Raw genomic sequence first — 12,499 nt, forward strand, 5'->3', positions numbered from 1 at the left:
GCGGTCGCCCGGTGGGGGTGGGGAGCGCCGGGGATCCGTCTCGCCCCCTCTCGCCGGCCACTCTCGGGTCGCGCTGCCCTTTGCCCGGCCTCCGCCCGGGCCCGGCGGCGCGGGCCCCCCCGCCGTCGGCCACGAACGACGGCAGGAATCCCTCGCTGCGCAGGACGATGCCGAGCATCTCCGCGAGCGCTGGATCGTCATCGACAACGAGTACCCGGGCTCTCATGCGGTCCAATATTGCACTGTCCCCCCACCCCACGCGGTACCCGGGGGCGATCATGCGGCGAAAAGCCCGCTGCCCCAGTGGTCGCCGGCGCCGTTCGGGCCCGGCGGGCAGGCGAACAGGGCGCTGGAGACGTGCCGCAGATACTCGTTCATCTCGTCCTTGCGCGCCAGGCTGCGCTGCACCGGGATGAACGACCGGCGCGGATCCCGCTGGTAGGCGATGAAGAACAATCCGGCGTTCAGCCGCCCCAGCCCGTCCGAGCCGTCGACGAAGTTGTAGCCCCGGCGCAGCATCCGGGCGCCGTTGTTGGTCGAGTGGTGGGCCAGCCGGACGTGCGCCGTCTCGGCGATCAGCGGCTCGCCGTCGTCACGCTTGGCGTTGAGGTCGATCGGATCGAACTCGCCGGCCTGCCCGATCGGCGCGCCGCTGCCCTTGTGCCGGCCGACGATCATCTCCTGCTCGGCCAGCGGCGACCGGTCCCACGTCTCGATCAGCATCCGGACCTTGCGGGTCACCATGTACGAGCCACCGGCCATCCACTCCGGCCCGTCCCCCGGCTGCACCCAGACGTGCTCGCGCAGCAGGTCGGCCTCCTCGGCCTTGACGTTCTCGGTGCCGTCCTTGAAGCCGAACAGGTTGCGCGGCGTGGCCTGCTGCGTCGAGGTCGACGACGTGCGCCCGAACCCGAGCTGCGACCACCGCACGCTGACCACGCCCATGCCGATCCGGGCCAGGTTGCGGATCGCGTGCACCGCCACCTGCGGGTCGTTCGCGCACGCCTGCACGCCGATGTCGCCGTCGGAGATGGCCGGCTCCAGCGCGTCACCGGGGAACCTCGGCAGTTTCGCCAGCGCGGCCGGCTGCCGGGCGGCCAGCCCGAAGCGGTCCCGGCCATCGGCATCGCGGAACAGCGACGGGCCGAACCCGACCGTGATCGTCAGCCCGGAGGCGGGCAGGCCGGTCGCCTCGCCGGTGTCGTCCGGAGGCGCCTCGGCGATGCCGTTCATCGCGCCGATCTCGCCGGCGTCCAGGCCCTGCGTCATCCGGCGAGCCGCGGCAGTCCAGTCCTTCAACAGCTGGATCAGCCGGTCGCGGTCCTTGGTGATCACGTCGAACGCGACGAAGTGCAACCGGTCCTGGGCGGCGGTGGTGATGCCGGCCTGGTGTGCGCCGTCGAACGGGACGGTGTCGGTCGCCGCCGGCGTCACGGCGGCGTCCGCGAAGAACGCGCCACCGATCCCGGCGGCCCCGGCGGCGCCGGCCACACCGACGCCGGCGAGCGCGATGGCTCGCCGGCGGGACACCCGGCTGGCGGTCATTTCTGCGACACCACCGCGGCGACCTTGCTGACCGGCTCGGCAAGCGCGTTGATCGCGTCGGACAGGGTCTTGAGGTCGGCCTGGGACAGCTCGTTGTGCAGCTTCCAGCCGTCGCCGGCGCGGTGTTTCGCCAGTGCGGCGTCCACGTTGGCGAACTCGGTGTCGAGCGTCTTGACCAGGGCGGCGTCCCGCTCCTCGAGCACCGGCCGCAGCGACGCGATGGCCGCCTTCGATCCCTCGACGTTGGCGTTGAAGTCCCAAAGGTCGGTGTGCGAGTAGCGGTCCTCCTCACCGGTGATCTTGCCGGTGGCGACCTCGTCCAGCAGGCCCTTCGCGCCGTTCGCGAGCTGCAGCGGGGAGAGCTTCTCGGCCTGCGCCTTCGACACGATCTCCTTGACGTCGGTGAGCAGCTGGTCGGCGATCGCCCCGTCCTTGCTGACGTCCGGCTTCGCCGCCCACAGGTCCTTCTCGATCCGGTGGAAGCCGGTGAACGCCATGCCCTCCTCGACGACCTCCTCGCGGCCGTCGATCTTCGGGTCGAGGTCGCCGAAGATCTCGGCCACCGGCTCGATCCGTTCCCAGTAGGTGCGCGCGATCGGGAACAGCGCCTTGGCCTCGTTCACCTTGTTCGCCTTGACGGCGGTGACGAACTCCTCGGTCTTGACCAGCAGCGCGTCGGTCTGGCTCTTCACGTATCGCGAGTAGCTGTCGGTCGCCGCGGCCAGGGCGGCGTCGTCGGTCAGCGGCGCGGACGAGCCGGAGACGGTGAACGCGGCCCGGATGCCCTTGCCGATCATGCCGGGCTTGCAGGCCGTCTCGTACGAGCCGGCGGGCAGCTCCACGTGCAGCTCGCGGGAGAGGCCGGGAGCGATGTTCTCCACCTCGCCCATCACCCGGTCCCCCGGCGCGTACACATAGAACTCGGTGACCTTCTGACCCTTGTTGGTGACGTTGAAGACGCTGGTCCCGGCGTCGCTCTCGGCCCGAGCGACCTCGCAGGAGCTGTCGCTCGCCTGCACCTTGATCGGACCACCCGCCGCGGCGGCGGTCGAGCCGTCGTCACCGGTGCCGCTGCAGCCGGCGAGGGCCAGCGTGCCGGCGGCGGCAACCAGAACTATGCGTCGCATGACTCTCCTATTTCTGCGGCGCGGGCGCCGGAATTCTCGTGAGGGACGGGAGGAGAAAGAGGATCAGGACCGGCAGGCCGTACGCGATCCAGGCGGCCACCTCGAGCACCGACGCCGTCGGGGTGATGTTGAACATGCCGGTGAGCAGCGCGGTGTACCAGGCGCCGGGGTCGAGCACGCCGCTGATGTCGTACGCGAGGTTGTTCAGCCCCGGCAGCACGTCGGCCTCCTGGAGGTCGTGCACGCCGTACTTGAGAATCCCCGCGGCGACCAGGATCAGCAGGGCGCCGGTGACGGTGAAGAAGACGGTGAGGTTGATGCGGACCGCGGTCGCGTACATCAGGTAGCCGATCGCGACCGCGCTCGCGATGCCGCCGAGCAACGCCCAGAGCGGACCGCCGTCGGCCGCGGCGCCCTGCACGGCGGAGTAGAAGATCAGTGACGTCTCCAGGCCCTCGCGCACCACGGCGAGGAAGGCCATCACGGCCACCGCGATCGAGCCGACGGCCAGCGCATCGGTCAGCCTGCTGCGCAGGTCACCGGCGATCGAGCGGGCCGCCTTGCGCATCCAGAAGATCATCCAGGTGACGAAGCAGACGGCCAGGATCGAGGTGATCGCCTCGAAGAGCTCGCGGTGCTCGTACTTCTGCAGCAGCGTCGTGGAGGTGTAGCTGAGCAGCCAGCCGAAGAAGACGGACAGCACCACGGCCAGACCGACCCCCGCCCACACCTGGGGGAGGCGGTCCTTCCGGTCGGACTTGACCAGGAACGCGATGAGGATGCTCACCACCAGGGTGGCTTCTAGACCCTCACGCAGACCGATGAGGTAGGTGGCGAGCATGGGATCTCCGCGTTAGGCATGGCTAAGTAAGGTTCGCCATACCTTAGACACCGCCCCGGCCGTCACGTCAAGCCACTGTGTCGCAAACGGCGGAGCGGTCCCGGTAGTCCGGAACCGCTCCAGTTTTCCGAAGGTCTGTCAGCGGTCGAATTCGCCGCTCCGGACGCCTTCGACGAAGGCGGTCCACTCGGCCGCCCCGAACCGCAGCTGCGGCCCGTCGGCGTCCTTGCTGTCACGGACGTGGACGACCGCCGGTGTCTCGGCGACCTCCACGCAGTGGCCGGCCGCGCCGGAGCGACTGCTCTTGCGCCATACCAACTTGTTGTCAGACAAGGTGTCCCTCCCCAGAGATCTCTTCGCCCTGCCCAACGAGGCAGGGGAATTGATGGATCCGGGTCAGCGGTAGATGCCACTCTTCCGGGTGACAAGCTCTCGGCTCGCCTCCGCGGTCAGGGCCCGTCGCCGCACGTCGTTGAAGGCCTCGCGGAAGACGTCGACGACCTCGCCCTTGAGGTGGAAGAAGCCGCCGGTGAGCCCCTCGCTGTGGACGATCGGCGCGCGGGTGTCGGCGGCGAAGTCGAGGATCATGAACGACTCCGACTGGGCCGCGTGGGCGCCGGCCGAGAACGGCAGGACCAGCAGCTCGACGCCGGGGCGCAGGCTCGACTCGTACAGCCGCTGCAGCTGCCTCTGCAGGACGTGCGGCCCGCCGACCTCGCGGTGCAGGACGGCCTCGTCGAGGACGACGGTGAGGCGCGGTGGCGGCTCGCGGACCAGCACGGTCTGCCGGGCCATCCGCAGGGCGAGCCGGCGCTGGGCGGTGTCCGGGTCGACGTCGGCGCCGACCTCGATGACCGCGCGCGCGTACTCGTCGGTCTGCAGCAGCCCCGGGACGATCTGGGTCTCCCATTCGGACATCGCGACGGCCTCGGCCTCGAGCGCGAGGTACTCGTCATAGGGCGCGGGCATCGCCGACCGGTACGGCGTCCACCACACCCGGCCCCGGCCGCGACGTGCCAGGTCGTGCAACCGGCTGCGTTCCTCGGCGGACGCGTTGTAGGTCGAGAGCAGGCGTTCCAGGTCGCCCTCGCTGATCCCGGTGCGCGCCGTCTCGATCCGGCTGAGCTTCGACTCCGACCAGTTCAGTGCGCGTGCGATCGCCGCGCCCCGTCGGTCCCCCCGCAGGCGGCGCAGTTCGTCACCCAACTCCCGCCGGGCAGTGGATGTCGGCCGTGCCACGCGAACACGGTACCGGTCCGTTCACGGACTGCAACTTGCATAGCTTGATATGCACTTGCAAACAGCCTGTGACCATGTGCTTAATGTTTGCGAAAGCACCACCGGTGGCGGCAACCGCCGGCCGTGAATGAGAAGCCCCGTCCAGCGGCGTGGACGGGGCTTCTTGTGACCTCAGTACCGGTAGTGGTCCGGCTTGTACGGTCCCTCGACCGCGACGCCGAGATACGAGGCCTGCTCCTTGGTCAGCTCGGTCAGCTTCACCCCGAGCGCACCGAGGTGCAGCCGCGCCACCTTCTCGTCCAGGTGCTTGGGCAGCACGTAGACGCCGACCGGGTACTCCTCGGTCTTGGTGAACAGCTCGATCTGGGCGATCGTCTGGTTCGAGAAGCTGTTGCTCATCACGAACGACGGGTGACCGGTCGCGTTGCCCAGGTTCAGCAGGCGGCCCTCGGAGAGCACGATGATCGAGTGCCCGTCGGCGAAGGTCCACTCGTCGACCTGGGGCTTGATGGTCGTCCTGGTCACGTCGCCGCGGCGAGCGAGGCCGGCCATGTCGATCTCGTTGTCGAAGTGCCCGATGTTGCCGACGATCGCCTGGTGCTTCATCCGCGCCATGTGCTCGTGGGTGATCACGTCGAAGCAACCGGTCGCGGTGACGAAGATGTCCGCCGTCTCGACCACGTCGTCGATCGTGGCGACCTGGTAACCGTCCATCGCCGCCTGCAGAGCGCAGATCGGGTCGACCTCGGTGATGATCACCCGGGCGCCCTGCCCCCGCAGCGACTCGGCGCAGCCCTTGCCCACGTCGCCGTATCCGAAGACGACCGCGACCTTGCCGCCGATCAGCACGTCGGTGGCCCGGTTGATGCCGTCGATCAGCGAGTGCCGGCAGCCGTACTTGTTGTCGAACTTGGACTTGGTGACCGAGTCGTTGACGTTGATCGCCGGGAAGAGCAGGGTGCCGGCCTGCTGCATCTCGTAGAGGCGGTGCACGCCGGTGGTGGTCTCCTCGGTGACGCCCTTGATGCCGGCCGCCACGCGGGTCCAGCGCCGGTCGTCCTCCTCGAGGCTCTTGGCCAGCACGCCGAGGATCACCGCATACTCCTCCGAGTCGGCGGTGTCTGCTGACGGCACGGCGCCCAGCTTCTCGAACTCGGCGCCCTTGTGGACCAGCAGCGTGGCGTCACCGCCGTCGTCGAGGATCATGTTGGGACCCTCGCCGTCCGGCCACAGCAGCACCCGCTCGGTGCACCACCAGTATTCCTCGAGGGTTTCACCCTTCCAGGCGAAGACCGGCACACCGCGCGGGTCCTCCGGCGTCCCGTCCGGCCCGACGACGATCGCCGCGGCGGCGTGGTCCTGCGTGGAGAAGATGTTGCATGAGGCCCACCGGACCTGGGCGCCGAGCGCGGTCAGCGTCTCGATCAGCACCGCGGTCTGGATGGTCATGTGCAGCGACCCGGTGATCCGGGCGCCGCGCAAGGGCTGGCTGGGGCCGTACTCAGCGCGCAGCGACATCAGGCCGGGCATCTCGTGCTCGGCAAGCTGGATCTCCTTGCGGCCGAACGCGGCCAGCGAGAGGTCAGCAACCTTGAAGTCGTTTTTCACCGGGCTGGTCAATTCGAACTCCTAGCATTTTGGCAGCGCTCCATGCTAGTTGCCGCGTGGCCACGCGCCGTCGCTCGGGATCCAAGATCCAAGACCATGCCAAGGGTACGAACACACGGGCCACAACCGCAGAGCCGGGCTCCCGTGGCGCACCGCGACCGCCGCGGGGGTCGAGGCCGTGAACGCGCCTGGCGCGCGAGCGCCGAGCAGATCACGCACACAGCGAACGGGACGACAGGTCAAAGACCCGCCGCCCCGTTCATCCCCCCGGTTTGGTACCGCGCGCGTCCGTGGGACCCCCCGATCACCAATGACGCTGCGTGGTTATAGATTCACACTCCGCACAGGGCAGTGTCAAGCAAATCCTGAAATTTCCCGATTTGGGCGCGTTGGTCGTCCGGCATGCGCCAGCCTCAGGATGGGACGGCTGCCACAAACGCGACGCCCGTGCCCGCCAGCGTCAGCGCTCCGGTCTCCGCCGACGCATAGGCGGCCGTGGCCGGCGTCAGCTCCGCCGGCGTGCCGTGCGGCTCCGCCACGAACGTGTCGCCCTCGACGCCCAGCGCGATCCGCGGGCCCGTCGCCGGCAGCGTCACCGGCGGCCGGCCCGGCCCGAGCTCGACGCGGTAGAGCTCGAACTCCCCCACCGGCACCCGCCAGGTGGTGACGCCGGGCGCGACCGGGGTCGCCGGGAAGATCGGGTCCTCCAGCACCTCGAAGCGCAGCACCCGCAGCAACTCGTCGACGTCCACCCGCTTGGGCGTCAGCCCGCCCCGCAGCACGTTGTCGCTGGCCGCCATGATCTCGACGCCCGCGCCGCGCAGGTAGGCGTGCATGTTGCCGGCCGGCATCCAGATCGCCTCACCCGGCGCCAGCCGCACGTGATTGAGCAGCAGCGCCACCAGCACTCCGGGGTCACCCGGATAGTGCGAGGCCAGCGTGTGCACCAACGCCGAGTCGGACCGCGCCACCACCGACTCGACCAGCGATGCCCGATCCGGCTCCGGCCACGTCAGCAGCAACCGCACCGCTTCGTGCAGCCCGCTGACCCCGGCCCGCAGCGCGGCCACCACCGGCGCCAGCTCGGCCAGATCCAGCGCCGCCAGCGCCGTCGCCGACACGTCGGGCGACCGGAAGCCGCACAGCGCCTCGAACGGCGTGATCGCGACCAGCATCTCCGGCTTGTGGTACGCGTCCGTGTAGTTCCTCGGCAGCGACGGATCGGCCTCCTGCGCCGCGAAGGCCCGCCGTGCGTAATCCGCGTCCGGGTGCGCCTGCAGGGACAGCGGCGCCTCGGCCGCCAGCAGCTTCATCAGGTACGGCAGCCGCGGCCCGAAGGCGTCCAGGGCCGGCGAGCCCAGCTGCGCCTTCGGGTCCTCCTCGATCACCGTGGCCAGGCTGATCGGCCCGTCCGGGCCACTGACCGTGGAGGGGTCGCCAGGGTGGGCGCCCAGCCACAGCTCCGCCTCGGGGGCGTCGCTCGGCGCCGGCCGGCCCTGCAGCTCGGCGATGATCGTGCGGGAGCCCCACGCGTACGGCCGGATGACACCGGTCAGCCGGTGCACGCCGCGCAGCGCGGCCGGCCCGCTCATGCGTGCGCCGGCGGGGCCGTGTCCACCGTCTGCGCCCCGGCCGCGGGCGGTGACCCGGCGCTCGGCGAGTAGATGTCCGGCTCGATGTAGATCACCCGCGCGATCGGCAGGGCCGCGCGGATCCGCTCCTCGGCCTCGTTGATGTGCGTCGCGATCTCCTCCGCCCGCGCCGAGCGCGGCACCGCCACCTTGGCGGCCACCAGAAGTTCCTCGGGCCCCAGGTACAGCGTCTTCATGTGGATGATCCGCTCGACGCCCTCGCCGCCCAGGAACGCCTGCTCGATCTTGCGGACGTCCTCGGGGGTGGCGCCCTCGCCGAGCAGCAGGCTCTTGGTCTCGATGGCCAGCACGACCGCGATGCTGACCAGCAGCAGCCCGATCGCCGCGGTGCCGACACCGTCCCAGAGGCCGTTGTGGGTGATCAGCGTGAGAACCACGCCGAACAATGCGAACACCAGGCCGATCAGGGCGCCCAAGTCCTCGAGCAGCACCACCGGCAGCTCCGGCGCCTTGGCCCGGCGGACGAACCGCACCCAGCCGATCTCGCCGCGGACCAGGTTGGACTCGTGGATCGCGGTGCGGAACGAGTAGGTCTCCAGGCCGATCGCGACCACCAGCACGACGACGGGCACCCACTGCCAGCTTTCGATCGGCTCCGGGTGCTGGATCTTGTGGTACGCCTCGTACAGCGCGAACAGGCCGCCGACGCTGAACAGCACGATCGAAACGATGAACGCGTAGATGTAGCGGTCCCGGCCGTACCCGAAGGGGTGTTCCGGGGTGGCCTTGCGCTGCGACCGCTTGCCGCCGAGCAGGAGCAGGCCCTGGTTGCCCGAGTCGGCGACCGAGTGGATCGACTCGGCCAGCATCGACGACGAGCCGGTGAGCAGCCACGCGATGAACTTCGTGGCCGCGATGCCCAGGTTCGCCGCCAGCGCGGCGATGATCGCTCTCGTTCCGCCGCCCGCGCTCACTGCAGTCCCTCCGGCTTCGGGTTGCTCAGTTCCTTCATTTCGTCGATGGCCGGCACCGCCATCGGGTCGAGCCCGTGCGCGAGCGCCAGATAGAGCGACGCGAAGTCGGGCACGGCGACCAGCGAGGCGAGCCGCTCCAGCGTCGAGCCGCCCTCGGCGACCAGCACGTCACAGCGCACGCCGCGGCGCTCGGCCAGCACCTGCACGGCGTCGGCGCGGCGCTCCTCGACGGCGATCGGCTCGTCCGCGTCCTCCTCGGGGTTGAGGCCGCCGTCGCGGAAGATCACCAGCCGCAGCCGGGTCGTCGCCGCCTCGTCGTCGGAGTCGTCCGGGTCGGCGAAGATGTCGCGCGACGACTCGGCCAGGCCGCCGAAGACGCCGTCCAGCAGGCCGACGCGTCCGCGGCCGGCCTCACCCAGCGAGCCGGCCATCACCGGGTACCGGGCGTTGGCCGCCAGCGTGTCGGCGAACCGGCGGGCGGCGACCGTGGCCAGCGGCGAGGAACCCCAGATCACGGGCACCGAACCGGCCAGACCCAGGGCCAGCGACTTGGCCGGGTTCACGAACGACTCGGCCGCGGGCCGGGACCGCTCGGCATCGGTGTCCAGCCGGGTCGCGGTTTCCGCGAGGTCGGCCTCGTTAACCTTGACCAGGCCGAGGCCGCGGGCCGCGAGCAGCACCGGCACGGTCAGCCCCCACAGGCTGGCCCGGGCAGGCGCCCGGCGCGGCACCGGGATGAACGGCGCGCGGGCCCGCTCGGCCATCGCCTGCAGCTCGGAGTCGGGGCTGCCGATCGCGACCAGGCGGGCGCCGCGGCGGGCGGCGGCGTCGGCCGCGGCCAGCGCCTCGGGGCTGCGGCCGCTGCCGGAGACGGCGATCACCACATCGGCGGCGCCGACCCAGCCGGGCAGCGCCGAGCTGCGGTGCCCGACGATCGGCACCGGGCAGCGCGGCCCGGCGACGGTGAACAGGATGTTGCCGGTCAGCCCGGCGGTGCCGATGCCGGCCACCACGACCGCCCGCGGACGGCCCTCGTCGGCCAGCCCGCTCAGGTCGGCCTCGGCGGCGAGCGCCGCGGCCTCGCGGACCTGGGCGCCGGCCGAGGCGGTGGCCCGCAGCATGCCGCCCGGGTCGTTGTCGAGCATCGCCTGCTCGTCGTCGAGCAGCGACTCGTCGACGTGCCGGTGGCCGGCCACCCCGGCCGTGCCGTCCATCGGAGCCGCCATCAGGACGCTCCCCCGGGGCCCGGGTTCTCCGCCGCCGCCGCCGACGGCTCAGCGGCCTGCGGCTGCCCAGCCCCGGAGGGGCTCGGGTTCTCCGCCCTTGCCGAAGGCTCAGCGGCCGGAAGCAGCAGAGCTTCGTCCAGGAGGAGGACCGGGATGTCGTCGCGGATCTGGAAGACGCGGCCGCACTCGGTGCAGGTCAGCGTCTGCGCCTCCGGGTCGTGCGTCAGGGGGGCGTGATGCGTGTCCGGACAGGCCAGAATGTCCAGCAACTGCGGATCGAGGGCCACCGGGCATGCTCCTTGTGCGTGGCGGTTTCAGGTTCGACAGCGATCCTAACTGCGCACGATGGCGAGCACCTCGTCACGCAGGGACGCCATTCGATCCGGCTTGGCCGCCTCAACATTGAGCCGCAGCAGGGGCTCGGTGTTGGACGCGCGCAGGTTGAACCAGGCGCCGTCGGGCAGCGTGGCGGTCAGCCCGTCCAGCTCGTCGAAGGTCGCGTTCGAGAACGCCGCGCGGACCTCCGCGGTCTTCGCCGCGGCGTCGGCGACGGTGGAGTTGATCTCGCCGGAGGCGCAGTACCGCTCGTACTCCGCGGCGAACTCCGACAGCGGCCGGTCCTGCTCCCCCAGCGCCGCCAGGACGTGCATGGCGGCCAGCATGCCGGTGTCGGCGAACCAGAAGTCGCGGAAGTAGTAGTGCGCCGAGTGCTCGCCGCCGAACACCGCGTTGGTGCGGGCCATCTCGGCCTTGATGAACGAGTGGCCGACCCGGCTCCGCAGCGGCCGGCCACCGCTCTCGGCGATGATCTCGGGAACGGCGGCCGAGGTGATCAGGTTGTGGATCACCGTGCTGCCCGGGAACTTGGCCAGCTCCCGCCGGGCGACCAGCGCGGTGATCGCGGAGGGCGACACCGCGTCACCGTTCTCGTCGACCACGAAGCAGCGGTCGGCGTCGCCGTCGAAGGCCAGGCCGATGTCGGCGCCCTGGGCGCGGATCGCCTCCTGGAGGTCGACCAGGTTGGCCGGGTCGAGCGGGTTGGCCTCGTGGTTGGGGAACGAGCCGTCCAGCTCGAAGTAGAGCGGCACGATCTCCAGCGGCAGGGCGGGCAGGACCTGGTCGCCGAGCACGGCCGGGACGGTGTGACCGCCCATCCCGTTGCCCGCGTCCACGATCACCTTGAGCGGTCGGATGCCCGACAGGTCGACCAGTTTGCGCAGGTGCGCTGCGTAGTCGGCGAGCATGTCGCGGTGCTCGACCCGCTCCGGGCCGTCGGCCACCGCGTCGAGGTCGCCGAGCAGCTCCTCGGCCCGGCGGCGGACCACGAACAGGCCGCTGTCCTGCCCGATCGCCCGGGCGCCGGCCCGGCACATCTTGATGCCGTTGTACTGCGCCGGGTTGTGGCTGGCCGTGAACATCGCGCCGGGCAGCCCGAGCGCGCCGGACGCGTAGTAGAGCTGGTCGGTCGAGCCGAGGCCGGTGTGCACCACCGCCGAGCCGGCCGCGTTGACCCCACGGGCGAAGGCGGCAGCCAGGGCCGGGCCGGTGGCGCGCATGTCGTGGGCGAGCACGATGCGGTCGGCGTCGTCCCCCGACTCCCGCAGCATCTCGACGAAGGCCGTGCCGATCGCCCGGGCCACCGACTCGTCGAACTGGTCGGGAACGATGCCACGCACGTCGTACGCCTTGATGATCTGCGACAGATCAGACAATGCTCGCTCCTCAGCCCTGGTTGTCCTGCCGCGAGACTAACGGAGCAGGGGTACCGAAAGGCCCGCATTGGGTCACAGCAGTGCGTCGCGAGACAGCCGGTCGGCGATTCGAGTGGTCTCCGGCAGCCGGAAGGAGGGCGTCAGCCGCAGGGTCAGCGCGCAGGCGGTGTCGAGATCCATCCGGTGCCCGGCGGACACGTACACCGGTTTGACGCCGTCGCGGGTGCGCAGCAGGGCGCCCACCACCTCGCCGCGATCCACCAGCGGCGACGCCGAGCCCCTGGCGGGAGTCGGGTCGGCGGCGACGCCCACCAGGCGGGTCTTGCCGACGCCGAACGACGGCAGGTCGAGCAGGACGCCCAGGTGGCAGGCCAGGCCGAAGCGGCGCGGGTGCGCCCGGCCCTGCCCGTCGCAGACCACCACGTCGGGCCGCACGGTGAGCCGTTCGAACGCCTCCAGCACGGCCGGCAGCTCGCGGAAGGCGAACAGGCCCGGCACGTACCCGAAGGCCGGCCTGCCCTTGACGACGACCCGGTCGACGACGCCCAGGGCGGCGTCCAGCACGACCACCGCCGCGGCGAGCCGGTCGCCGGCGTACGAGACGTCGACCCCGGCGAACAGCGCCGGGTCGGCCG

General features: G+C 70.9%; 11 protein-coding genes and 2 pseudogenes. All 13 read right to left on the reverse strand.

Annotated elements, in window-relative coordinates:
• Nucleotides 1-226 (reverse strand): annotated as a pseudogene (locus AB0M20_RS08450) (DNA-binding response regulator); the annotation flags it as partial.
• Between the two features lie 50 nt (nucleotides 227-276).
• A complete protein-coding gene (efeB, locus tag AB0M20_RS08455; RefSeq protein WP_364295856.1) occupies nucleotides 277-1,545 on the reverse strand; it encodes an iron uptake transporter deferrochelatase/peroxidase subunit in 1,269 nt (422 codons plus the stop codon).
• Entirely contained in the window at nucleotides 1,542-2,672 is a 1,131-nt protein-coding gene (efeO, locus tag AB0M20_RS08460) for an iron uptake system protein EfeO (RefSeq protein ID WP_364295859.1), read from the reverse strand. The genes efeB and efeO overlap by 4 nt, the downstream gene beginning before the upstream one ends.
• Nucleotides 2,673-2,679: 7 nt before the next feature.
• Entirely contained in the window at nucleotides 2,680-3,513 is an 834-nt protein-coding gene (gene efeU, locus AB0M20_RS08465; protein ID WP_364295862.1) for an iron uptake transporter permease EfeU, read from the reverse strand.
• Nucleotides 3,514-3,651: 138 nt separating this feature from the next.
• Nucleotides 3,652-3,846 (reverse strand): DUF397 domain-containing protein, encoded by a 195-nt coding sequence (locus tag AB0M20_RS08470; RefSeq protein ID WP_364295865.1) that lies wholly within the window; start codon nucleotides 3,844-3,846, stop codon nucleotides 3,652-3,654.
• A 63-nt stretch (nucleotides 3,847-3,909) separates the two neighbouring features.
• A complete protein-coding gene (locus tag AB0M20_RS08475; protein WP_364295868.1) occupies nucleotides 3,910-4,752 on the reverse strand; it encodes a helix-turn-helix transcriptional regulator in 843 nt (280 codons plus the stop codon).
• Between the two features lie 171 nt (nucleotides 4,753-4,923).
• Entirely contained in the window at nucleotides 4,924-6,372 is a 1,449-nt protein-coding gene (gene ahcY, locus AB0M20_RS08480; protein WP_364295871.1) for an adenosylhomocysteinase, read from the reverse strand.
• A gap of 401 nt (nucleotides 6,373-6,773) precedes the next feature.
• Complete coding sequence (gene manA / locus AB0M20_RS08485; protein WP_364295879.1) at nucleotides 6,774-7,925, reverse strand: mannose-6-phosphate isomerase, class I; 1,152 nt, start codon at nucleotides 7,923-7,925, stop codon at nucleotides 6,774-6,776.
• A gap of 23 nt (nucleotides 7,926-7,948) precedes the next feature.
• Nucleotides 7,949-8,926, reverse strand: coding sequence for a cation diffusion facilitator family transporter (locus tag AB0M20_RS08490; RefSeq protein WP_364295874.1), 978 nt, complete (start codon nucleotides 8,924-8,926; stop codon nucleotides 7,949-7,951).
• Complete coding sequence (locus tag AB0M20_RS08495; protein WP_364295881.1) at nucleotides 8,923-10,140, reverse strand: SIS domain-containing protein; 1,218 nt, start codon at nucleotides 10,138-10,140, stop codon at nucleotides 8,923-8,925. Before AB0M20_RS08495 ends, AB0M20_RS08490 begins: the two co-directional genes overlap by 4 nt.
• A 140-nt stretch (nucleotides 10,141-10,280) precedes the next feature.
• A pseudogene (locus tag AB0M20_RS08500) lies at nucleotides 10,281-10,439 on the reverse strand (Trm112 family protein); the annotation flags it as partial.
• Nucleotides 10,440-10,484: 45 nt separating this feature from the next.
• Entirely contained in the window at nucleotides 10,485-11,864 is a 1,380-nt protein-coding gene (locus AB0M20_RS08505; RefSeq protein ID WP_364295877.1) for a phosphomannomutase/phosphoglucomutase, read from the reverse strand.
• A gap of 72 nt (nucleotides 11,865-11,936) precedes the next feature.
• Nucleotides 11,937-12,485, reverse strand: coding sequence for an endonuclease V (locus tag AB0M20_RS08510; protein WP_364295883.1), 549 nt, complete (start codon nucleotides 12,483-12,485; stop codon nucleotides 11,937-11,939).
• Between the last annotated feature and the right edge of the window lie 14 nt (nucleotides 12,486-12,499).

Origin of the sequence: Actinoplanes sp. NPDC051633, from assembly GCF_040681735.1 — a bacterium.
GTDB lineage: Bacteria > Actinomycetota > Actinomycetes > Mycobacteriales > Micromonosporaceae > Actinoplanes.

Coding starts and splice junctions, on each gene's coding strand:
- efeB (WP_364295856.1), bottom strand. CDS start 1,545: ATGACCGCCAGCCGGGTGTCCCGCCGGCGAGCCATCGCGCTCGCCGGC.
- efeO (WP_364295859.1), bottom strand. CDS start 2,672: ATGCGACGCATAGTTCTGGTTGCCGCCGCCGGCACGCTGGCCCTCGCC.
- efeU (WP_364295862.1), bottom strand. CDS start 3,513: ATGCTCGCCACCTACCTCATCGGTCTGCGTGAGGGTCTAGAAGCCACC.
- AB0M20_RS08495 (WP_364295881.1), bottom strand. CDS start 10,140: ATGGACGGCACGGCCGGGGTGGCCGGCCACCGGCACGTCGACGAGTCG.